This is a genomic window from Clostridium lacusfryxellense (genome assembly GCF_018861735.1).
GTDB lineage: Bacteria > Bacillota > Clostridia > Clostridiales > Clostridiaceae > Clostridium_AD > Clostridium_AD lacusfryxellense.
The window spans coordinates 66332-91505 of record NZ_JAHLEB010000010.1 but is presented as its reverse complement, the minus strand read 5'-3'; the positions used below and the strand labels follow the sequence as shown (position 1 = coordinate 91505).

Sequence of the window (25174 nt, the reverse complement as noted above, 5' to 3'; positions counted from 1 at the left end):
ACATGGTATAATGTATAAGGGAACGTGAAAGTAGATAAAGGAATTAAATACTAGTCTATTTCGACGTTCCTAAGTTAAAAAGAAAGGACGTGTTTTTGTGAGTTTAAGATTTATATATGGAGGAGCTGGAAAAGGGAAAAGTACTTTCTGCTTAGAGGATATAAAAAATAGAAGTTTAGAAGAAATTGAAAAACCCTTAGTACTTTTGGTCCCAGAACAATTCTCCTTTCAAGCTGAAAAAAACCTTATAAAGGTTGTTGGGTCCACAGGAATAAAAAACGTCCAAGTACTTAGTTTTAATAGATTAGCATACAGAGTATTTAGTGAAGTTGGTGGAATAACTCGAAAACCTATGGATACTTCAGGAAAGGTTATGCTTATCCACAGCATAATGCAAAAGAATATAGAAAACTTCAAGGTATTCAAAGGTGCAGCTAAGAAAAAAGGATTTGTAGACAATGTAGCGGGCGTTATTACAGAGTTTAAAAAGTATAAAATAACAATTGAAAATTTAAAAAAAGCAAAAGAAAACTTAGGGGATAACCCTTTATTAATAGATAAAATAACTGATCTATCTCTCATATATGAGCAGTTTGATAATATATTAAATCTAAATTACGTGGATCCGGATGATGATTTGACACGCCTAATTAGTGCTTTTGATGATTGTAGCATTTTCGACGGAGCAGAATTCTGGCTTGATGAATTTACAGGGTTTACTCCACAGCAGTATGGAGTATTAGAAAGGCTGTTCTCAAAGGCTAAAAGAATAAATATAACATTGCCATTAAAAAGCTCAGAACATTCAAAAATGATGGAGCCTTCTGATGCATTTTATTCTATAAAATTGACAGAGGACAAGCTTTTAAGTTTGATAGAAGATAGTGGTACAAGCATAGAAAAGGCAATAGAACTTGCAGGAAATAAAGAACATAAATTTAAAGGAAATGGTGAGATTTCATTTCTTGAGAAAAATTATTTTGCATTTCCATATGTGCCATCAGTTGCTAAATGCGAAAATATAAAGGTATTTAAAGCCCTTAATGCATACTCTGAAGTTGAACACGTGGCAAAAGATATTTTAAGAATTTGCCGTGATGAGAATATAAGATTTAATAAAATAGCAGTTGTGACTAGAGATTTACCATCCTACGAAAAGCTTATAAAAGCTATATTTACGGAATACAATATTCCACTATTCATAGATAAGAAAAAGGATATAACAAGTAATCCTTTAATTGTTCTAATAACAGGAGTTGTTGAGATTTTCACTAAAAACTTTAGCTATGAGGCGATGTTTAGGTATCTTAAAACGGGACTTTTAGATATAAAGAAAGAGCATATAGATATATTAGAAAATTTCGTCATAGCATCAGGCATAAAAGGCATAAGAAAATGGACAGAGTCCGATTTATGGCAGGAGAAAATAGAATACTATTTTAGAGACTACTATGATGCTGAAAAAGAATCTTTAGGTAAAGATGAAGTTGAAACATTAAAAGTAGAAGCCGAAACTTTAAAAGTAGAAAACACCATTAAAATATTAAATGACACTAGAGCAGCAATAATAACACCTCTAATTGCATTCAAAGAAAAGTTAAAAGGTGGATGCAGCACCACAAAAATATGTACATCTCTATTTGAATTTTTAGAAACCATAAACGTATATAAAACTATCGAGATGTGGATAGAAAATTTCAAAAATGAAGGTGCCCAGGACCTTGTTACAGAGTACAGTAAAATATGGAACCTAGTTATGGAACTATTAGATCAGATGGTGGAGGTACTTGGGACTGAAACTTTATCTCTCGAGGATTTTGTAAAAGTTCTATCCATGGGATTTAGCAAACACAAGATGGGGCTTATTCCTCCAGCACTTGATGGCGTAACAATTAGCAGCGTTGAACGTATAAAAAGTCATGAAATAAAAGCCTTATATATCGTAGGTGTAAATGATGGAGTGTTCCCAAGGGCAAGTAAGGAAGAGGGGATATTCACAGATGATGATAGAATAATTTTAAAAGCGAATGATGTAGAACTAGCCAGTGACACAAAAACTGAGGTGTTTAATGAGCAGTATTTAATCTATGCTACCATAACCATCCCAAGTAAATATTTAAATATAAGTTATCCAATTGCTGATTATGAAGGCAAAACCATGCGTCCATCTATTATAATATCAAGATTTAAAGCCTTATTTAAAGGTCTCAAAGAAGAAAGTAATATAACAATAGCAAGTGATGAATTAATTGGTATAAACGGGTTAAGCGATATTGGGATAGCGCGTGACATGCAGCAAGTAAACGCTAAAATTCCAACTTTTAATGATTTAATATTTGCATTAAGAAAATATTTAGAAGACGGAATTATTTCTCCACTTTGGGTTGAGGTTTACCAATGGTACCAAAAGGACCCATTATGGAAAGAAAAGAGTAATACCATATTTCAAGGGTTTGACTATAAAAATGAAGTCAAGATGCTTAAAAAAGAAAAGGTTAAACGACTTTATGGGGATAAAAACTATTTCAGTGTATCAAGAATAGAAAAATATGAAGAGTGTCCCTTTGCTTATTTTGTGCAATATGGATTAAAAGCAAAGGATAGAAAAACTTTTACATTCTCGTCACCAGATTTGGGTAGTTTTATGCACAGTGTACTTGATGATTTTTCAAAACTTGTGGATAAAAGTGAGCTGAAATGGGCGAATTTAGATAAAGTGTGGTGCGAGCAAAACATAGCAAGCATAGTAGAAAAGGAAGCCTCAGAAGGTTCGAGCGGGTACATTTTAAATAGCACACCAAGGTATAAGTACTTTACAGAGAGATTAAAGAGAGTTTTAAAGAAAACTATCTATGTTATTGTTGAGCAAATGAAAAATAGTGGATTCGAACCTTTTGGATATGAAGTATCATTTGGATTTGAAGAGGGAGATTATCCACCAATAAAAGTAGAACTATCCACAGGTGAGATTGTGAACCTAGTTGGCAGGATAGATAGAGTGGATAAGCTAATTACAGAGGGCGAAGAATTTTACAGAATAATAGATTATAAATCAGGAAATAAAGACTTTAAACTATCTGACGTATATTATGGACTTCAAATACAACTACTTACCTATTTGGACGCTATGCTTAGAAACGAAAGAACGATTTCCAAGCAGAGTGATATTTCTAAAGAACCAATTTTTCCAGCAGGTATATTGTATTTTAAAATAGATGACCCAGTTATAAAAGCTAAAAATAATCTTAATGAAGAAGAACTTGAAAAAGCTATAATGAAAGCCTTGAAAATGAAGGGGCTACTCCTAGCAGATACTAAGATAATTAGGGAAATGGATAGAAATATTGAAGGTGCGTCTCTGGTTGTTCCAGCATCCATTAAGAAAAATGGAGAATTAGGTTCAAGGTCATCAGTTGCAACGGCTGAGCAGTTCGATATGCTACTTGATCACGTAAAAGAGAATCTAATAAAAACATGTGAGGGAATGTTAAGTGGAGAAATAGAGATAAAACCATACAAGAAAAAGGATATTACGCCTTGTAGTTATTGTGAATATACAGCCGTATGTCAATTTGACCCTACATTAAAGGAAAACAATTATAAGATAATAAAAGACAAGAGGGATAAGGAAATATGGGAGCTCTTAACGAATGAATCTAATCAAGCGAGTGATATTACGGAGAATAGCATCGAAAGTACGCAGATGATAGGAGATGAAGAGGAGAAATGATTAAAAAGGAAGATGAAATTAAGAAAGAGGAAAAAGGGGTAAGCTGGACAGATGATCAAAAGCAGGCTATCTATACTAGAGACTGCAATATCTTAGTAGCTGCAGCTGCAGGTTCTGGAAAAACTGCAGTACTAGTTGAGAGAATAATAAAAATAGTAACAGACGAGGCGAGACCTACAGATATAGACAAGCTTTTAGTAGTTACATTTACAAATGCTGCGGCATCAGAAATGAGAGAGAGAATAGCTGCGGCAATTTCTAAAGAACTTCATAATAATCCTCAAAGTAAATTACTGCAAAGGCAGTTAACATTACTTAATAAATCAAGTATTACAACTATTCACTCCTTCTGCCTTGAAGTTATTCGTAATAATTTTCATATTGTAGATTTAGATCCTAATTTCAGAATAGCAGATGCAACAGAAGCGGTATTATTAAAACAGGAAGCTCTAGAGGAGCTCTTTGAAGATAGATATGACTTGGGGGACACCCCTAAACAAAACCAAGAAAACTTGGGGGACACCCCTAAACAAAACCAGGGAACCCAGGAAAATCAGGGGGACACCCCTAAACAAAATGCTGGGGACACCCCTAGCTTTATTAATCTGGTAGAAGCCTATAGTAATAATAAAGAGGATCTCGGACTTCAAGGTATAGTTTTAAGTCTTTATAACTTTGCAATGAGTTCCACAAATCCAGCAAAATGGCTAATAGATTCAGCAGAAGATTTTAACATTAAAGATGGATATAGTTTTAGTGATACACCATGGGCAAAAGTTTTAATGGAAGATGTTAATATAGAGCTTTTAGGCATTGAAAAAGTAATGATAAAAGCATTAAAAATAATAGAAAACAATGAGGCAATAACCTTATATAAGGAGGTTTTTGAATCAGATTTAGCATTAATTGCAGACTTAATAAGTGCTGCAAACAACTCTTTTGAAAATTTAGGGGCGGCATTTGAAGAAGTAAGTTTTGCAAAACTAACTACCATAAAGGCTTGCAAGGATAAGGAAAAACAAAAACAAGTACAAGAAATAAGAAATAAGGTTAAAAAACAATTACAAGAACTTCAGGAACAAATAATGAATGCAAATTCAGAGACATCACTAGAAGATATAAAAGAATTGTATCCTCTTATGAGGGAATTATCGCGACTTGTTATTGATTTGCAGGAAAAATATCGGGAAAAGAAAAAGGAACGATCAATTATAGATTTCAATGACTTTGAACACTACTGCCTTGATATTTTAATGAAAAAAAATGAGGATGGAGAGGTGGTTATTGGCGAAGACGGAAAACCAGAACCCTCCGCAGTAGCCATAGGGCTAAGAAACAAATATGAAGAAATTCTGATAGATGAATATCAAGATAGCAACATGGTACAAGAAACTCTATTAAATATAATCTCAAGGGAAAAAATTGGAGCTCCAAATGTATTTATGGTAGGAGACGTAAAACAGAGTATTTATAGATTTAGGCAGGCAAGGCCTGAGCTCTTCTTAGAAAAGTATAATAGATATTCTAAGGATGAAGGTGCAAAAACAAGAAAAATAACACTATATAAAAATTTCAGAAGTAGATCTGCTGTAATTGACGCCGTGAATTATGTCTTCAAACAAATAATGTGCAAAAATATTGGAGATCTTGATTATACTGACGAAGAAGCATTAAACCTAGGAGCTCATTTTGACGAACTTGAAGGCAATGGAATAGTAGGCGGACCAGTGGAACTACATCTTATAGAAAAAGAGATTAAAGATGTCGGGGAAGATAACGCAGAAAATGACGACGAAGGTGAGGGACAGTTAAGAACAAATGAAGAGGAAACTCAAAGTGAGGGACAGGTAAAAACAAATGAAGAAGAAACCCCAACTAATATTGAGCTAGAGGCAAGAATCGTTGCTAAAAGAATAAAGGAATTAATGTCACATAATGATGAACAAGGAAATGAAATAGAAGCTTTTAAAGTATATGATAAAAATATTAAGCAGTATAGGGATGTCCAGTATAAGGATATCGTAATATTACTTCGTGCTACCTCAGCTTGGGCACCACCATTTTTAGAACAACTAAATCTTGAGAATATACCGGTTTATGCAGATACAGGTACAGGATATTTTAGTACCATAGAGATCCAAATAATCATGAGCCTGCTTCAAATTATAGACAACCCAAGGCAGGATATCCCAATGCTTGCAGTACTTCGTTCACCAATAGGAGGATTTACCTCAGAGGAAATAGTGGATATAAGAATAGGTCAAAGGGAAATCAGTTTTTATGAAGCAATGATTAATTTTTCGGGAATTAACGAGAGTGGAAAAAGCAATTCAGGGGAAATAGATACTGCGAATGGGGATAAAGATAGCGATTTTGTGGATGAAAAATCTGCCCTTGTGGATAAAGAAACAACGAATTGTGAAGGGACAGTCAATGAGAAATATTCAACAAAGGAAAAATTAAAGAAATTCCTAATAAAACTAAATCACTTTAGGGAGATCTGTACGTATATGCCAATTGATGAATTCATCTGGCACTTATATACTGACACTGGATATTACGGTTATATAGGAGCTATGCCGGGGGGATCCCAAAGACAAGCCAATTTAAAAGTGCTTTTCCAAAGGGCAAGGCAATACGAGGAGACAAGTTACAAAGGATTATTTAATTTTATAAACTTCATAAACAAACTTAAAATAAGCAGCGGAGACATGGGTAGTGCTAAAACATTAGGTGAAAATGAGGACGTAGTTAGAATAATGAGTATTCATAAAAGTAAAGGCTTAGAATTTCCAGTAGTCTTTCTAAGTGGAATGGGAAAAAACTTTAACTTAATGGATATAAATAAGAGCATATTATTTCATCATGATTTAGGTTACGGCCCAGATTATGTGGACCCGTTAAGAAGAATTTCTTATCCTACAGTATTAAAGCAAGCTCTAAAAAAGACAATAAAAATAGAAAGTCTTGCAGAGGAAATGAGAGTTTTATACGTAGCATTAACCAGGGCTAAGGAAAAGCTAATAATAACTGGGTCAATGAGAAACATAGATAAAAATCTATCTAGAATGAGTTCTAGTTTAGAAGACAAAAGTGAAAAGCTAGGAGAATATGAAATCCTTAAAGGTAAAGGTTATTTAGACTGGATAATACCTGCGGTAATAAGGCATGTTGATGGAAAGCCCTTGCGTGAGCGTTTAGGGATAGAAGATACTAATGTTCACCTAATAGATCATCCATCAAGTTTTGCGGTAAGGTTCTGGAACAGAGATGATGTAATGAAAATTGAACCATTAGGTGAAGAATTGATTGAAAGTGCCGAAGAAAGGTTAGCAAAACTTTATAAAAAGAACCAACACGATAAGTCTATAGATAATGAAAACATAGACAATAAGCTTAATGATAATGATGTTAAAGATGATGTTATAAGAGATATTATTATAAAAGATAGGGTTATAAAAGAGATAGAGAAAAGGCTTGGATATGTTTATAAATATGAGAAGTCTACAAGAATGCCCACAGTACTTACAGTAACTGAACTTAAAAGAAAATTTAATGTTGAGATAACCGAGGGAGAATCTAGTAATATGTATTCTCCAAGACTTATAAATAAACCGAAGTTCTTAGAGGAAGTAAAAGGGCTAACGCCTGCTGAGAGAGGAACTGCTATGCATTCAGTGGTTCAAAGATTAGATTTATCTAAGGTGGAATCGTTAAGTGATATAGAATTGCAAATTAAAATGTTAGTTGAGAAAATGTTAATATCAAAAGAAGAGGGCAAAGGTATTCGAAGTCATAAATTATTAAAGCTATTTAAAACGGAGCTTGGCATAAGAATGATAAAAGCATTTAATCAAGACCTTTTAAAAAGAGAAGTACCATTCCATATGGAAATTAATAGTACGGAGATAGACAAAAGTCTTGATGTGAAAATATATGGAGATGAGAAGATAATACTTCAAGGTATAATTGACTGCTATTTTGAGGAAGATGGACAAATAATTCTCGTAGATTATAAAACTGATTCGGTTAAAAATGGAGAGGTAACTCCTCTAATAGAGAAATATAGGTCTCAGCTAGATTATTATAAAAAGGCACTTCAGGTGACTCTCGGTAAAGAAGTTAAAGAAAGTTATCTATACTTATTTAGCAGCGATGAATCAGTAGAGGTTAAATAGAAAATCTGGGGAAAGTTAATAACTGTCCCCAACTTTTTCAAAGTTGATAACTGTCCCTACCTTTTACCTTAGAGTAAAAAGTTACTAACTGTCTTCAACATTACCCCAGTTATTAACCGTCCCCAACATTACCCCAAAGTTGATAACTGTCCCCAACAAAACACCGACGGTTATTAACCGTCCCCAACTTTACAACTTTACATCCCCCAACATTACCCCAAGTTATTAACTGTCCCCAACAAAACGATGTCCCCCAACAAAACGATGTCCCCACAATAAAACAACAAAGAAAGGAGCAACTAAGATGAGAATACTGCACACCTCAGATTGGCATCTAGGAAAGACTCTAGAGCAATTCAGTAGGCTAGAGGAACAGGAAGAGTTTTTAGAAGAATTTATAGATATAGTTAAAAATAATGATATAGATTTAGTGCTTATTGCTGGAGATATATATGACAATGGAAATCCACCAGCAAGAGCAGAAAAGATGTTTTACAGTACCCTTAAAAATATAACTAGCAGCGGTAAAACTGCAGTCCTAGTTATCGCAGGTAATCATGATAACCCAGAAAGGTTAGTTGCAGCTAGTCCACTTGCATATGAGCATGGGGTTGTCCTATTAGGTGAACCAAAGAGTGTAGCAAGGGAAGGCGTATTTGGAGAGTTTAACATTAATCATGAATACGACTTTGAAATAATAGAAAGTGGTGAAGGTTATTTAGAGGTCAGTGTTCGAGGCGAAAAGGCAGTGATTATTACACTTCCTTATCCAAGTGAGAAAAGGCTAAATGAGGTCTTATCAACGGGACTTGGAGATGAGGAAAGGCAACAAAGCTACTCTGGCAGAATAGGAGAGCTTTTAGAAAAGTTATCGAAAAAATATAGGGATGATACTATAAACCTAGTTGTATCACACTTATATGCTATGGGAGGCGAGGAAAGTGGATCGGAGAGAAGCATACAACTAGGTGGAAGTCTCTCTGTTTCTCCAGCTAACTTCCCGGATAAAGCGCAATATACAGCGCTCGGCCATCTTCATAGACCTCAGAAAGTGCCAGGAACCAAAGGTAAGATAAGGTATTCAGGTTCACCAATTCAATATAGTAAAAGTGAAATTAATTATAGCAAAGGAGCGTATCTTGTAGATGTTAAAGCTGGCATGGAGGCGGAGATATCACAAATATTGTTTAGAAACTACAAACCTATAGAAGTATGGAAATGTGAAAGCGTTGATGAAGCATTAGAGAGATGTAAAAATGAGGGTGAAAAGAATATTTGGGTATACCTTGAAATAAAGACAAAGGAAATAATAAGTACAGAGAATATAAAGGAAATGAAAAGATTAAGGGCGGACATAGTTTCAATTCAGCCTATAATCGAAGATTTTGAAAGTGAAGAAGAATTAAAGGAAAGTCTAAGAGAGAGATCCATGGAAGAAATGTTTAAAGAGTATTTTACAAAGGCACGTGGTGGACTTGAGCCATCTAGTGAGTTAATGGAATTGTTTATGAACATAGCATATGGCGAGGACGAAGAGGAGGAACCGAAAAATGAAACCAGTAAATCTTAATATAAAGGGGTTAAATTCCTTTGTGGAGCAGCAAACTATCGAATTTTCAAAGCTTACAGAAAAAGGACTTTTCGGGATTTTCGGTCCAACAGCTAGTGGCAAATCAACTATTTTAGATGGGATAACTATAGCTCTTTATGGAAAAGTGTCTAGAGACACAAAAGAGTTTGTAAATACAGAAACTAATGTTGTAGAAGTAAGTTTTGATTTTGAAATAGGAATAGGTAAAACTAGAAAGACTTATAGATCAGAGCGAAGCATAAAGAGATTAAAGACTGGAAACTTTAAAACTGCATATGCAAGACTTATAGAAATAAACAAGGAAAATCCACAGGAGAATCAGGTGTTAGCAGAAGGACCTAAAGACGTTGAAGAGAATATTGTATCAATTATAGGGCTAAAAGTTGAAGATTTTACAAGATCAGTAGTGTTACCTCAAGGTAAGTTCAATGAATTTTTAAAGCTAACAGGGAAAGAAAGAAGAAATATGTTAGAGAGAATATTTGCTCTAGAGAAATACGGATCCAAACTATACGATAAGATAAGATCAGTTAGAAATGAAAACTTAAAGACTATAAGTGTGCTTGAGGGAGAAATGAAAGGCTACGAGAATGTGGGAGAAGAAGCCCATACTCAAATAAAAGTGGCTTTAGATAATTTAAAAGAAGAAGAAAAAGAAACTAAAAAGCAGAAAAATATTTTGGATAAAGAGTACGAGGTGTATAAAGTAGCCATCGAATTACAAGAAGAAAAAGATCGGTATTTGAAAAAAGAAGCTGAATTAAATAAGCAAGAAGAAGAGTTTAAAGAGAAAAAAGAAAAGTTCACAAAAGGAAGTCTAGCGCTAAATGTAAAACCCTTTATTGATAATGTATCGCAGACTCAAAAAAGCTTAGAGCTAAATAAGATTAAACTTGAGAAGCTTAGTTGTGACTTTTTAGAAATAAATGAAAAACTGAATATTACAAAAATTTCTTATGATAAGGCATGGAATAATAAAAACGATAAACTGCCGACTCTAATTGAAAAGGAAGTAAGTCTAAAGCAAGCTGCTTCAATTGAAGAGAAAATAATTTATTTGGCAACGCAGAAAGATATTCTTTTAGAAAAACATAAAGAACTTACGCGAAATATAAAAGAAAAGAATTTAAATGTAGTCATTATTGATGATAATAAAGCGAAAATAGATAAACAGCTACTACTAACAGAAGAAAAACTAAATGAAATAGAAATATTGCCTGAATATAGGGAAAAATTGTATAACGCTTATAATAGTGAGTTAGAAGTTATGGCAACGGGCAAAAATGTTGAAGAACTCAAAAATAAAGGCGAAACATTGAAGAAAACCCTGTTTGACATGGATTTGATTCATAAAAGAGTTATAAATAGTCAGGAAGATAAACATAATAAATTAGTGCTTTTAGAGAAAAAAGGAGTGGAAATAGCGAATAATTTCCCGGGAGATAATAATTTGTTACTAGAAAAGCAGGAATCATTCAGTCTGCTCAGAGTTGAATTAGAGAAGGCAAAAGAAAATGAAAAAATAAAGAATGAATTTAAGGAAAAGTGTAATATTGCTAACATTGAAAGTGAAAAAGTTAAGTTAAATTTAAAAAATAAAGAAGAAACTATAGAAAATTTGAAAGCCCAGGTTAAAGGTATAGACGACGAAATAAAAGCAATAGAGCAGGGACAGTTAGCAACAATTCTAGCGTCAGATTTACTAGATGGAAACATGTGCCCAGTATGTGGGTCGGAGCATCATCCGAAAATAGCAGAGATGATAGTAGATACCGATCTAGAAGTTAAAAAAGAATTAAAGGAAAGTATGGGTTTAAAGCTGGTAACATTATCTGAAGATCTTCAAAAAGAGTTAATAAATTATGCTGGACTTCTAAAAGATGTGGAGTATATAAATAATCAATTAGAAATAGTTACGTTGAAGCTAAATGGTATAAACATCGAGGAGTTAGAAACGCAGAAGAATACGAGCGAAGCATCATTAACTCTGTTTAAAGAAAAAATTGAAATATACAATAAAGAAAAAACTGAGTTTGAGGGTTCACTCCTTAAACTTAGAGAAGAGAAAAGTAAAGTAGATATGGAAGAAGCAAAACTGGGGGAAGGTTTAAAACAAAAGGAAGAGGCCTCACTAGTATTGCAAGGAGAATTATCTATTGCACTGGAAAGATTAAACATACTACAAGAAAAATTTAGATTGCTAAATGAAGAATTAAAGCATGAAGAGTCTTTGTTTAAGCAAAATAAAGATGATAATACAGCATCAAAAACTATAAAACAAAAAATACAGCAGATAAAAGTAATAGATAATGAAGTAATAAACTTAACATCATCAGCTCGCAAATTTAGAATAGAGCTTGTGAATATAGAAAAACAAAAGGCGGATATAGACAAATATCTAAGAGAACTAACCACCACAAAAACAGAAATAGAAACCAGTGGTAAGGAAAAAAAGGCTGAAATAGACCGTTTAACTATTCAAATAGTTGAGATATGTGGGTTCACTCCTTCAAAAGAAAATACACCGAAAATTGAAATAGAAAAAGTTAGAAATGAAATTAAAGACATAACTTTAAAAGAGACCAGCCTGAAAGAAATTTTAGAAAAAGAAAATATAGAAAAACAAAAGGTGTTTACTCAAAAGACCAGTGAAGAAGACAAAAAAGAAATGTTATCAAAGATGCTTTTAGAATCACAGGAAAAGTTGAACTTATCGCTTAATGAAAACTACTTTGAGACAGCCATTATTGCCTCACTTTATTTAGTTCCAAGAGAAGTTTTGATCCTTCTAGATAAAGAAATAAAAGAATATGAAGAACTTAAACGTAACATTATAGATAATATGCGTAGAGTAGAAAATCTTCTTAACGGAAAAACAGTAGATCCGACTATCTTTGAAGAATTAAAAGTGAAAAGGGAAGATCTTATAACAATTTTAGAAGAAAAAACAAAGGCGATAGGAGCTCAATATAGGGCTCTCGAGGAAATGGAAAGAAAACTACAAGAAGTCAAAAATCTAATAATCACTAGAAAAAAAGTAGAACATAAGCTTGGCCTTTTAAAAGAACTTGATAATTTAATTCAAGGGAATAAATTTGTAGAATATGTAGCAATGAAGCAGCTCAAATATATATCAATGGAAGCCTCAAAACGATTAAAGGATATAACAAGGGGAAGGTATGCATTAGAACTTGATGCTGATGGAGCATTTGTAATGAGGGATGATTTCAATGGAGGCACAAGGCGCGAAACTAACACATTATCCGGCGGAGAAACCTTTTTAACATCGTTATGTCTTGCACTTGCGCTTTCATCACAAATTCAATTAAAAGGTAGTGCTCCACTAGAATTCTTCTTCCTAGATGAGGGTTTTGGAACACTAGACACGGATCTACTGGACATAGTTATGAACTCACTTGAAAAATTACATTCAAGTACATTATCTGTTGGAATAATAAGTCACGTAGAAGAACTTCGAAATAGAGTGCCAATAAAATTAATAGTTACTCCGGCAGAGCAGGGACAGGGAGGAAGCAAGGTAAAACTAGAATATACTTAATTCGGGTGAACAGAAGGGGTGAAAGGTATATGTGTCAGCTGTTAATTGGTATGGGTTTAGTGGTATTAGGTGTGTTTCTATTTGTGTTGATGAGTAAAAACGGAAATAAAAAACTAAAACTCAAACACGAAAAAGATCCAGAAAAACCTAGCATTTACCTTGAAGAATTCAAAGAAATCGGTGGTTTAGATCAATATCTATATCATCGAGGCACAGATGCTAATAATCCAGTGATTTTATATTTACATGGTGGTCCTGGCTTTTCTATGATTCCTTTAATACATTCGTTTCAGGAGGAGTGGGAAAAAAGTTTTACGGTTGTTCATTGGGATCAAAGAAACACTGGGAGAACTTATTACTCCAATATATTTAAAAAGAATAAAAATAATCCTGATACAAACACTATGGAGCAATTAATTGAGGATACACATGAGATATGCGTATATTTAAAAAAGAAATACCAGAAAGAAGGGATAGTAATACTTGGTCATTCATTTGGAAGTGCTTTGGGACTACTATTTATTCGAAAGTATCCAGAGGATGTTATGTGTTATTTTGGAACAGGACAGATGGTTGGGACTACTGTAAATGAAAGAACTCTGTATGAAAAAACTTTATCCTTAGCCAAATCCTCTGAAAAAAAGCAGGACATAAAAAGTCTTCAAAGCATGAAGACTTACCCTACAGGAATCTATAATAACGAAACAAAACAAAATTTCTTTAAGCTCAAAGCAATTGCACAAAAATATAACTTGTTGGATGTCGACAGAAATATTTTTAAGATGGTTAAACAGACAGAACACTATCTGTCGGAATATTCAACATATTTTGCTTCTAATACTATGAAGCTACATAATAATCTTTTTAAATATATGTTTGAAGAATTTGATATGGAGAAATATGATAACGGCTATAAAGTTCCAGTGTTTTTTATAATTGGAAATGATGATTGGGAAACACCACATACAGTTGCAGAAAAATATTTTTCTACAATAGAAGCTCCTCAAAAGAATATAACATTTATAGCAAATGCAAAACATTACGCAATGCTTGATAGTCCAGAGGAGTTTTATAAAATTATGCTAAGCGACGTAGAAAGTATTTTATAATGAAATTTCCATAGATAGAAATTAGCCCACGTAGGAGGAATAATAAATGAAGAAAAATAATGAAAGTGTTGATGAGTTTGTATTAAATATGAATCACCCTCAAATTGAAATAATTCAATTAGTAAGGGAAATCATAAAACAAACAGGAGATAATCTTCTTGAGGGAATAAAGTGGAATGCACCTAGTTATTCATTAAATGGGAATGACATAATCACGTTAAATTTTCACTCTAAAGAATATGTTACAATCGTTTTTCATACAGGTCCAAAAGGTAAGGATACACATACAAAAAGACCGCTTTTTATTGACGAAACAGGCCTTCTTGAATGGCAAGCTGATAAAAGAGCCGTTATAAAATTGCAAACCCTTAGCCAAGTAGAAAAAGATCAAGATAACATAAAGAAGATAATTAGATTGTGGATTGAAAAAGCTAGTAATTCATTCGAATATTAAATTCAATAAATATATGACATTTAATTAACCCGTTTTAATTTTATGTCATACTTATTTTTATATTTCGCCATCCGAGGATCGTTTTTAAAATAACTCTCGTACATACCTGTAGCGACATCAGCCGCGCTACTACCAAAACCACCGTCAAATATAGCTACAGATATTGCAATTTCAGGATTGGTAGCTGGTGCGTAGCCTACATACCACGCATAATCTCCTCTATCAATCTTAGTTTGTGTTTCAGTATTAAATTGTGCAGTACCAGTTTTACCACCTGTAGGGATAGGGAAATCAGCAAGTGATTTAGCAGTACCTTCTGTACCTGTAACCTCGTTCATACCCTGCATAACTAAAGATCTTGTTTGTGCACTCATATCAACTTTATTTAAAACCTCAGGTTTTGTTTGTGATATTAACTTGCCATTAAAATCCTTTACGTTATCAACCAAATTAAGCTTATATCTTGTCCCACCGTTTGCAATAGTTGCTATAAAATTTGCCATCTGAATAGGGGTGAAAGTGTCCATTCCTTGCCCAATAGATGCATTAAACATATTGGCTGGTTGACTTAAAGAGCTATGCCCATCCACAACTGCCTGGTAGTTAACTTCATTTATAACTGATTGAAGATTGTCAGCTGTAAACTTTTTTCCTTTATACAGGGGATCTGCGGCAATTAACTGCTTAAACAGAACCTTATAGTTAATAGTTGAAAAAGTTCCGGTTTTTACGGAGTCTTTTATTTTATTTTTAATTTCGGTTTTAATTTCAGAGAGAGTTTTATCATTATAAACAATAAGATTATCTCCCTCTCTATCATACAGATCTAATGGGGGGAATTTTGATCTGTTATAACTAACTCCCTTAGTTAAATTTTCCTCAATATTAAAAAGATATTGAGAAGCGGATAAGTTTTTTTGTGATACTATATTATATACTTGTCCAAAATTTTCATTTATTTCTATTCCAGTACCAGGGTTAACTGCTTTAGGATTAGCTCCTAGTCCAAACATCCATGCATATTTAGCTAAGATATCATCGCCATGTTTTTCTCTTAATTTCTGACCTACATTCATAAAAAATGGGTTACTAGATTTTTGTAGCGCCTTTACTACGTTTACAACACCTTGCGCTCCATCTGTCACAAAAGCGTTCCAATATTTACCGTGCAGTTCATTTTCGCCAGTCATATCATAACCACCTTTATCATTATAAGTAGAATAAGCACTTATAACTCCGGTTTCTAGACCTGCAATTGCAGTCAGTGGTTTAGCAGTAGAACCTGGCGGAATAAGGGACATAGTTGCATAATTATATAAATGCTTTGGATAGTAATCATACTTATCCCTTCTAATTGTGGTATTTCCTTTTATGTTTTTATTTATTGGGAACATAAAATCAATTAGACTTTGTGGTTTTCCTTGAGATTTAGCCATTTTTTCATAATCTGGATTAAAATATTTCTCTGATTGAGCCTCTGTTAATCCTTGTGATGTAGAAAAATCATTTGGATTGTATCCAGGCAGACTAACAAGTGATAATATGTTGCCAGTATGGATATCTACTACAACAGCTCCACCTCTTGTAGCATTTGATGAATTTACTTTTTTTGTAATAGGTTGCTTTTGCAATTTCTTCATTACAGTGTTTAAAGCGTTTTCAGTGGCATATTGCAAATTTGCATCTATTGTAAGCTGAACATTATTTCCAGGAACTGACTTTATGTTGTTGGATTCGTTCCTTGAGCCAGCTTTATCATCGATAAGTACATCTTCTTCTCCATTATGTCCTTTAAGATACTTTTCCATTGCAGCTTCAATTCCAGAAGTACCAACATAATCTACACTTGTGTCATAACCTTTTGATGAATATTTATCTTTATCAGCAGGGCTTATTTTACTTATGTAACCTAAAACTGATGAAGCGAGCTGATCATAGGGATATTGCCTCATAGGCTGAGCATCTACTTTAAATCCAGGTAGGTCCGAGAGACTTTGTTCGATTATAAGAGAAGTATCTCTCTTTAAATTAGTTGCTATACTAATAGCTTTATATTGAGTGAAAAAATTCATTTTAATACTGTCATTTACAATTAAATATCTCCTTATTACAGCTGGAGAGGCATCTATGTTTAAACTCGATACGCCTTTAATTACACCATAATTTTTAAGAAGATCATTGTATATTTGCTCTGGTGTAAATTTTAAGAGTTCATTATTAAGTCGGGTAATTTCAGATTTAGTTAAATCGGCTTCTTTTTTATTTTTAAATTTGGTTTTCAAAATGGTAGATTCAAGACCTCTATCTTTTATAAATCTTAACAATAGGACTTGTATTGACTTAGGGTCACTTGAGGTAAATTCAAATCTATATGGATTAATTTTCAAGGGGAAACTATCTGTCTCAAGTTCTTTGTTCTCATCCAAGATTTTAAATACTTTTTGTAATGTTGTAAATAATTGTTTATTTGATATAGTCGTATCTGTATATGTAAGGTTGTAGCCTGGCACTTCATTTGCAAGGTTTATTCCGTTTTTGTCTGTTATGAGACCTCTTGGTGCTTCGACTGTAACCTTATGAGTATTAGAAGCAATAGTTGCCTTAGCCTTGTAAAAATCTCCATTATATACTTGTAAATAATATAACTTTGCAATTATTACTGAAAATATAGCTAACATAATTATAAGTAGAGAATTATATCTATTAAATTTATTTTCTTTTCCCATTTCATCACCTTAACCTTTATGTCTATATTATATATATAATGTTGTGTAAATTTCAACATATTTATCCTAAATAATCATTTATTTGGTAATTTAATATAGTTAACATAAATTATACATAATTAATAGATATCAATTATACTTCTCAAAATCAAGCTATAACAGCTGAGAAATTAAATGTATTGGTTCAAAAATTTAAAATATAACAACTATTGTATGTTCCCCTTTACTGAAACAGATTTAAAAAGATCTGTTTCAGTAAAGGGGAGTTTTTTGTGCTTAAAATAGTCCTTTATTATATAAATCCATAATTAAACTCTTATAGAATAAAAAACAACATAATAATTCCAATTGATGATGTAACCATTAGTGCATATTCACTTAAAGTTACTGTACTTGGCTTTAATTTCTTGCTAAATATAGAAAGCAGTATTAATCCAATTAATGAAATTATAAAAATATATATAGCTATTGGTATAATCATTTTATCTAATCCCTTCTTTCTGAAGATATAAATATTATGCCCACAAAATTAAATTATCTTTAAGTTAAATTATAACTAAAAATTTTATCGGAATTTTTTAAATGGACAAAAGTCTTTTAATAGGATAGAATATACCCATACCCCTAGGGGTATAAAGCTAATAGGAGGTCAAAAATATGCGCCAATGTATGGATATTCCAAAAGTACAAGCAAGAATCAAAAAAATTGAAGGTCAACTTAGGGCAATTTCTGAAATGGTAAATAAGGATGTTCCTTGTGAAGATCTATTAATACAGATTAATGCAGCGAAAAGTGCATTACATAAAGTCGGTCAAGTAGTTCTAGAGGGTCATTTGCAACATTGTGTTCGTGATGGTATAGAGCATGGTGACGCTGACAAAACAATTGCTGAATTTTCTAAAGCCGTAGAGCATTTTTCAAGAATGAGTTAGGTGGTAATATGAAAAAAATAATAGAATTTTTAAAAGATGAAGATAAACTGATCATACTTTTTTTAATAATATCTGCAGCATCATTAGTTTCAAGTTTATCGCACATTAGTATTTTTCAGATAGATAGTGCGTGGGTCGCAATTATATTATGTGGCATTCCTATTATTAAGGGTGCAATTGTTGGACTTGTAAAAGAATTTGACATTAAAGCAGATATTTTGGTCTCAATCGCACTTGTTGCATCTATTTTTATCGGTGAAATCTTTGCTGCAGGCGAGGTTGCTTTTATTATGACACTTGGTGCATTACTTGAAGAACGTACCGTTGCAAAGGCACGTGCCGGCATTGAAAAATTGGTACATCTTACCCCTCGTACTGCAAGAGTAGTTCGTAATGGAGTAGAAAGTATTGTACCTGCCCGAAATGTTGAAATAGGTGATATGTTACGTGTACTTGCAGGTGAAACCGTTGCTGTTGATGGTGTTATAACCCTTGGACAGACATCAATAGATCAATCAGTTATGACAGGAGAATCAATGCCTGTTGATAAGGGTGGTTTCGACGATGTATACAGCGGAACAGTAAATCAATTTGGAACTTTTGATATGAAAGTTACTAAGGTAGGGGAGAACAGTTCACTTCAAAGAATGATTAGGCTTGTAGAATCTGCTGATGCAAGTAAAGCTAAAATCGTTGGTATTGCAGATAGATGGGCTACATGGATTGTTGTAATTGCCCTGGCTAGTGCATTTGGAACATGGATTGTAACTGGAGAAATTATCCGAAGTGTTACCATTCTTGTTGTTTTCTGTCCCTGTGCGTTAGTGCTTGCAACACCTACTGCTATTATGGCTAGTATCGGAAATGCAACTAAGTTTGGTATTCTTGTTCGCGCTGGAGATGCACTAGAGCGGCTATCCGAGGTGACTATAATTGCATTTGATAAAACTGGAACTTTAACTTATGGTAAACCCGATGTTGTAGCATTTAAAAGTTATATAGAGAATATAACTTCAGAAAAATTATTGGAACTTACAGCTTCAGTAGAATTACGCTCGGAGCATCCACTAGGTAAAGCTATTGTTTCTAATTTTAGAAAAAAATCACACATAATTCTAGAGCAGCCACAGGATTTCATAATGATTGCAGGCCGTGGAGTAAAAGCGACTATTGATGGCGATATAATTTTTGCAGGAAATTCCTCTTTGTTAATTGAAAACTCCATAGAAATATCTCAAAATATGCTAGGGGAAGCATCAACATATATAAATGATGGTTGTACAATTATATATGTTGCCATAAACAATAAAGAGGTCGGTTTCGTGGCTTTATCTGATACATTGCGTAAAGACTCATATGATATGATTGAAAAACTTAAAGCACTTAATGTAGAGAGCGTATTATTAACGGGAGATAACCCACTAGCAGCTTCTCATATTGCAAAAAGTGTTGGTATATCAAATTTTCACTCTCAATGTTTACCTGAAGATAAGATGAATGTTATTGAAAAATACCAAAATGAAAACAGGATGGTTTGCATGATCGGCGATGGAATTAATGATGCACCAGCACTTAAAAAAGCATATGTAGGTATTGCAATGGCGGGCATCGGTAGCGATATTGCAGTTGATGCAGCAGACATTGCACTTGTTAGTGATGACATTAAATGTATTCCTCACTTATTAAATCTATCCCAAAAGACTATGAAAACAATTAAACTAAATTTGGCTCTTTCTATGCTTCTCAATTTTATAGCCATAATACTCGCAATGGCAGGAATATTAAACCCAGTCACGGGGGCATTAGTACATAATGTAGGATCTGTTGCGGTTATTATAAACTCGGCGTTATTGTTGAATTTTAAAAGTTAATAATTCACCACTGCATAACTATGCAATAGCTTAATAGCCTCCCTAGAGTAATTGAATTAAAGTAAATATATATTATACCATTAATTACTATTTATATAACTCGCCATGGTATAATGTTATTTAATCAGTAATACCTGGAGTTGGTGGTTATATTCCAGAACATATTCTTACCAACTATGATTTGCAAAAGTTGGCAGATACAAGTGATGAGTGGATTAGAAGGCAAACGGGCATAATAGAAAGACATTAAATAAGAAGAAAGATAGGTGAAATATTATGAAGTTAGCTAGAACATTTTTACTTGGATTAAAAGAAGTACCAAATTCTTTTTATTACGCTTTAAGGATTGAATTTCTATTTCATTCTAATAAACTAGAAGGTAGTACTTTTAATAGAGATGCATTAAATCAGTTGGCGGATAAAAATATAGTTTCTGGCATCCATACCTTGGATGATGTAATTGAAACTAGAAATTCTTTAGATGTCTTTAATTTTATAATTGAAACATTAGGTGAACCACTATCTTTACAATTAATTAGAGAATATCATAAATTATTAAAAAATGGTACTTCTGATGATAAAAAGGGCTTTTCAGGCACCTTTAAAAAGATTCCGAATATGCTTAGTGGATTAGATGAAATAAAACTTGCAGAGCCTCGTGAAGTTGAACCTTTATTATTAGAACTTATTGAGATTTATAATACTGAAAAGGCTACAAGTATTAGTTTAAATGAATTATCTTACTTTCATAGTAATTTTGAAAAAATACATCCATTCCAAGACGGTAATGGAAGAATTGGAAGGTTTCTTTTGCTTAAGCAATGTTTAGAAAATAATATCGATTTAATAGCTATTGATGAAAAATACAATAAAGAATATAGGGATGCCCTATATGAATCTCAAATAAATGGAAAATATGATAAACTCATTGGAATTTTAAAAAAATGTCAGAGTTATATAAAATCTAAAGAGGATATTATTATTTCAAGCAATGAGGCATTAAAAAATTTAAGTAAGAATTAAATTAGACTTAAAAGATCAAAAACTTATACGGTGGGTCACTCATTGAATGCCCCATCAGTCATAACACTAAATTAAATCTCACAAAGTTTCTTTTAAAAAATACTCAAGGGCCTCATGGCTTACAACAGATCTTAACAACTGGATGCGTTTAATTTCATCATCATTATACCCAGCAAGGCCATTTTGTAGCAAAAAAGTATTATAACCTCTTTCAACAGCGCCGTTGTAAGTAAAGAGGACACAATGTTCTACTGCAAATCCACTAATAACAACACAGTCTACACCTTGACTCTTTAAAATATTATCAAGCTCTGTTTCCCAAAAGGCATTGCTATATGTTTTAAGTACAAAGAAATCATTGTCTGATACTACTAATTCTTCTACGTATTTAAAGCCCTCAGTCTCGGGGCCACCACCTTCAATATCTTGTATGATTACGACAGGATGATTTTTTTTGCGGAAATATTGACTGATTTCATTAATGTATTCTACTGCTTTTTCAAATGATGCCTTGCAAGACGTGGATTCTTTACAATTATTTTGCATGTCTATTATTAAAAGTGCTACTTTTGACATAATGTTCTCCTCCTATCATATTTATCTGCAATGTCTTTATTACCCCCTAATAAAATAAAACTAAAAACGATTGCTTACTAAACATATTTTGTTAATATAGTAATTATAGCATTATTTTCAAGTATAAGGAATTAATGATGCTGTCCTTAAGCTTAAAAAGTTATCTATTCAATAAATAATCTCACACTTCGCCGCACAAAAAGTCATGAAATAAAAACTCGCTTGCCATATAATAAACGTATACAGGAAGGAGATGAAACAATGGATTGGATAACAGGTCTACAAAATGCGATTGATTATATCGAGGATAATTTAACAGATGAACTTGATTACACCGAGATTGCAAATCGAGCCTATTCTTCGACATTCCACTTTCAGCGAGTATTTGGAATACTCTGCGGTTACAGTCTTGGCGAGTATAATATATATAAACAAATAAAGTAAACACACATCAATGGATATGAGTTTACTTTATATTGTATAGAGCTATCTGATCCACTAGGATATCTCTCTTCTAAGATAGAAACATAACAACAGCCAAAATAATATTAGTCGAGCCTAGAACCATAACAAAATTAGAGATCTTCCTTCTTATAATCTTATCTTCATTAGAAATAGAATTATTTGATTTTAACCTATCGCGACGAGCGAAAGTATCATTAGATATTAATGCTATACCAAGACACACTAAGCCTATGCTTCCACAAATCTTAATGGTTAACATCCAATTGTTAAATAATTTACCTAAAACAACACTAAAACACATTACAATAAAAGTTAATATAATTGTTTTCTTCACTTTTAATCCCCACCTAATATAGAATTAAATTTTAAAAGCATTATTTTGTAGATGATAAAACCTTAAGCAATAGTTTAGATAGAAAGTAGCCTAAGATGGTGAAAGCGATAACTAAAATAAAAAATACACTTAAATCCGTTTTAAAACTAAAGCCAGCAAAAAGTCCTAAACAAACTGCAAAACCCCAACTAAAGACAGGTTCTAGATTTTTAAAGACTATCAGCCTTAAATTATATTCTAAGTTTCTCTTTTTGTAGGATACATGAGCTAGGTACAAAAATAAGCAAGTCAATATAAAAAGTATTAATAACTTTAATTTATAATTAGTATAATAAAAAGTTCTATACATTTCCTTACCACTATTAGGCTCAGTATTAACCCATTTCTGATCAGTTAAATTGTATGTATAAATCAATGACCAGCTATAAACTTTATCATAAATTATATAAATATTACCACTAACATTACTACCTCTCACAATTACGTCCTGTACTACTGTTGCTATAAATGCTGGTACAATAAGTATTATTGCACCTACTATACCTGCCACTATACTATTTCCCATAAATGATTGCGCAAGCACCATAAAAGTAAAAATGCAAATATACTGTAAGGTATCTATTAAAAACCACTTAACTATATCAGAATATGGATTTAATGTTGCATCAAGGTTGTTAAAATTTATAACATAAACCAAACTTAAAACTATAAATGCTACTACAAAACTTATTAGTAAACATAGAACTCCCACAAACCATTTGTTAAGTAGTATCTGTTTTCTTGTAAATGGCAAAGAAGCTATAAATCCTTGGGTTTCACTGGTTTTTTCCCCTAAGAATAAAATTATAGTTAATATTACTACAACGAATACCATTACAAAAAAATAACTATTATTTTTATAAAGTCCATTATTGAACCATCTATCGGTCCATACTTTACCCTCAAGCCGCATTGTTATCTTATTCTGATTTAATACTGACATGACGCCCTGGACTTTAAAATAAAAAAGCACAATAATAGTTAAAAATGTTACCCATTTTACATTTATCCATTCCTTATAGAAAAGAGCTTTATTAACAATTTTATTCATTTTTATCCTCCTGGTTTGCGAAATATATAAAGATATCCTCAAGGCTCATATCTACAATCTCTATAAACTCAGCGCCCATGTCATAAAGATTTTTTTCTAAAGCTTTTGAGTAGTTTTCAGTAATTATATACTTTACTCTACCTATAGATTCAACTTTAATTACTCCATCAAGGGAAGATAAATTCTCGACAGAAATATCATTATCCTTGAATACCACCTGAAGTTTTTTTATGCTATTTTTAGCGTTTTCCATAGAGTCTATAAGTTTTATTTCACCGTTTTTAATTATCGCTACATTATCACAGATTCTCTCAATGTGGTCCAAATGGTGTGATGAAATAAATACAGTTACACCTCTCGAGGCGACTTCATCTACAATGATGGACATTATTTCTTTTTTGATTACAGGATCAAGACCAGATGTAGGTTCATCAAGTATTAAAATATCAGGTTTTAAACTCAGATTTAATAGGATAGAGGTTCTCATCTTCATGCCCTTGGAAAGTTCGCGTATTCTACGGTTAATAGGTATTTTAAATTTTATATTAAGTTCATCAAATCTCTCTTGCGAAAAATTACTGTAAGTTTTTTTATAAAATTTTAAGAGCTCCTTTACTTTGAAAGATGAAAAATATTGGTTTTCATCTGACACATAACCTATCCTCTGCTTTATTTTATTATTATCAAAGACGTCTTCACCATTAATAAATATGCTGCCTTCAGTTACTCTATAAATACCTGTTAGGCATTTTATAAGCGTAGTTTTGCCCGCACCATTTTCACCAATTATTCCAAATATGCTCCCCTTATTTACATGTAAATCTATATTTTTTAGAATATAATTATCGTCTATCTTCTTGCTAACATTTTTTATATCTATCAAGCTAACACCCCCAACTTATTACTTTCTAATAGCTTAAAATTCACTATAAATTTCATTTAGTATATCAATTAACTTATCCTTATTAACCCCTATATAATGTGCTTCAATAATTATTTCCTTCATATGTTCTTTGATTGTCATCAGTTTTTCTTCGTTTATTACAGGTTTGAAATTTTCTGATACAAAGGTACCTTTTCCTCTTATAACTTCAATTGCTTTCATTCGCTCCAGCTCATTATATGCTTTGCTTATTGTATTAGGGTTGATTGTTATAGCGGATGCAAGTTCCCGTACAGAAGGCAGCTTATCTCCAGGTTTTAATATTCCTTTTATTATATTTTCCTTTATTCTCTCAATAATCTGTTCATAAATAGGTTTGCTGCTCCTACTATCAATATTAATCAAGGGTTCACCTTCTCTCAATAAATAAATAAATTTACATATTTGCATTATCAGTACTAGGTGCACTACTTCGTGTAGTACACTATAAATATAATACCTTGCAGTTATATTGTCAAGTGTAAATTAAGAAATATTTGTAATTTAAAATAAAATTTGTTTATTGCGCTATTGTGTTAGAATATAATGTATTTATTTGCCTATTGATTTAACAAATAATAAGTAATATAATGTAATAAACTAATATTCATAA

At 32.4% G+C, this 25174-nt stretch carries 17 protein-coding genes and 1 other annotated feature (1 of these 18 only partly in view); of the genes, 10 read left to right on the top strand and 7 right to left on the bottom strand.

Annotated features, from left to right (window positions below; all coding sequences use genetic code 11):
• Nucleotides 1-97 precede the first annotated feature (97 nt).
• The 6 genes from addB (at nt 98) to KPL55_RS08095 (ending at nt 14621) form a co-directional block, all read left to right on the top strand.
• Nucleotides 98-3730, top strand: a complete 3633-nt coding sequence (addB, locus tag KPL55_RS08120) for a helicase-exonuclease AddAB subunit AddB (protein WP_216306215.1) — start codon at nt 98-100, stop codon at nt 3728-3730.
• Nucleotides 3727-7908: a helicase-exonuclease AddAB subunit AddA gene (gene addA, locus KPL55_RS08115; RefSeq protein WP_216306214.1), complete on the top strand. Its 4182-nt coding sequence runs from the start codon at nt 3727-3729 to the stop codon at nt 7906-7908. Before addB ends, addA begins: the two co-directional genes overlap by 4 nt.
• Nucleotides 7909-8212: 304 nt before the next feature.
• Nucleotides 8213-9478: a metallophosphoesterase family protein gene (locus tag KPL55_RS08110; protein WP_216306213.1), complete on the top strand. Its 1266-nt coding sequence runs from the start codon at nt 8213-8215 to the stop codon at nt 9476-9478.
• Nucleotides 9459-13058 (top strand): AAA family ATPase, encoded by a 3600-nt coding sequence (locus KPL55_RS08105; RefSeq protein WP_216306212.1) that lies wholly within the window; start codon nt 9459-9461, stop codon nt 13056-13058. The genes KPL55_RS08110 and KPL55_RS08105 overlap by 20 nt, the downstream gene beginning before the upstream one ends.
• A gap of 29 nt (nt 13059-13087) precedes the next feature.
• Entirely contained in the window at nt 13088-14167 is a 1080-nt protein-coding gene (locus KPL55_RS08100) for an alpha/beta fold hydrolase (protein WP_216306211.1), read from the top strand.
• Between the two features lie 46 nt (nt 14168-14213).
• The gene (locus KPL55_RS08095) at nt 14214-14621 is read left to right on the top strand and encodes a DUF1801 domain-containing protein (RefSeq protein WP_216306210.1); all 408 of its coding nucleotides are present in this window, start codon (nt 14214-14216) and stop codon (nt 14619-14621) included.
• A 20-nt stretch (nt 14622-14641) separates the two neighbouring features.
• Here the strand turns inward: KPL55_RS08095 and KPL55_RS08090 are convergent, their stop codons facing one another.
• Both KPL55_RS08090 and KPL55_RS08085 read right to left on the bottom strand, forming a co-directional pair.
• Entirely contained in the window at nt 14642-17347 is a 2706-nt protein-coding gene (locus tag KPL55_RS08090; RefSeq protein WP_216306209.1) for a peptidoglycan D,D-transpeptidase FtsI family protein, read from the bottom strand.
• Nucleotides 17348-17663: 316 nt separating this feature from the next.
• A complete protein-coding gene (locus KPL55_RS08085) occupies nt 17664-17828 on the bottom strand; it encodes a hypothetical protein (RefSeq protein WP_216306208.1) in 165 nt (54 codons plus the stop codon).
• Nucleotides 17829-18004: 176 nt separating this feature from the next.
• Between KPL55_RS08085 and KPL55_RS08080 the strand changes: the two genes are divergently transcribed.
• From KPL55_RS08080 to KPL55_RS08070, 3 genes are all read left to right on the top strand, one after another.
• Complete coding sequence (locus tag KPL55_RS08080; RefSeq protein ID WP_216306207.1) at nt 18005-18280, top strand: metal-sensing transcriptional repressor; 276 nt, start codon at nt 18005-18007, stop codon at nt 18278-18280.
• Nucleotides 18281-18288: 8 nt separating this feature from the next.
• A complete protein-coding gene (locus KPL55_RS08075; RefSeq protein WP_216306206.1) occupies nt 18289-20151 on the top strand; it encodes a heavy metal translocating P-type ATPase in 1863 nt (620 codons plus the stop codon).
• Nucleotides 20152-20427: 276 nt separating this feature from the next.
• Nucleotides 20428-21174, top strand: coding sequence for a Fic family protein (locus tag KPL55_RS08070; RefSeq protein ID WP_216306205.1), 747 nt, complete (start codon nt 20428-20430; stop codon nt 21172-21174).
• 78 nt (nt 21175-21252) lie between these two features.
• Here the strand turns inward: KPL55_RS08070 and KPL55_RS08065 are convergent, their stop codons facing one another.
• A complete protein-coding gene (locus KPL55_RS08065) occupies nt 21253-21750 on the bottom strand; it encodes a cysteine hydrolase family protein (RefSeq protein WP_216306204.1) in 498 nt (165 codons plus the stop codon).
• A 261-nt stretch (nt 21751-22011) separates the two neighbouring features.
• Between KPL55_RS08065 and KPL55_RS08060 the strand changes: the two genes are divergently transcribed.
• On the top strand, nt 22012-22194 hold the full coding sequence (locus KPL55_RS08060) for a hypothetical protein (protein ID WP_216306203.1): 183 nt from the start codon (nt 22012-22014) through the stop codon (nt 22192-22194).
• Between the two features lie 70 nt (nt 22195-22264).
• Here KPL55_RS08060 and KPL55_RS08055 read toward each other — a convergent pair whose 3' ends face one another.
• From KPL55_RS08055 to KPL55_RS08040, 4 genes are read right to left on the bottom strand one after another with little or no spacing between them, the layout of a single operon-like run.
• Entirely contained in the window at nt 22265-22549 is a 285-nt protein-coding gene (locus KPL55_RS08055) for a DUF5316 family protein (protein WP_216306202.1), read from the bottom strand.
• A gap of 40 nt (nt 22550-22589) precedes the next feature.
• Nucleotides 22590-23639, bottom strand: a complete 1050-nt coding sequence (locus tag KPL55_RS08050) for an ABC transporter permease subunit (protein ID WP_216306201.1) — start codon at nt 23637-23639, stop codon at nt 22590-22592.
• On the bottom strand, nt 23632-24522 hold the full coding sequence (locus KPL55_RS08045) for an ABC transporter ATP-binding protein (protein WP_216306200.1): 891 nt from the start codon (nt 24520-24522) through the stop codon (nt 23632-23634). The genes KPL55_RS08050 and KPL55_RS08045 overlap by 8 nt, the downstream gene beginning before the upstream one ends.
• A 33-nt stretch (nt 24523-24555) precedes the next feature.
• The gene (locus KPL55_RS08040) at nt 24556-24927 is read right to left on the bottom strand and encodes a GntR family transcriptional regulator (RefSeq protein WP_216306199.1); all 372 of its coding nucleotides are present in this window, start codon (nt 24925-24927) and stop codon (nt 24556-24558) included.
• 244 nt (nt 24928-25171) lie between these two features.
• Nucleotides 25172-25174 (top strand) — a binding site (T-box leader); it runs 223 nt beyond the window's last position.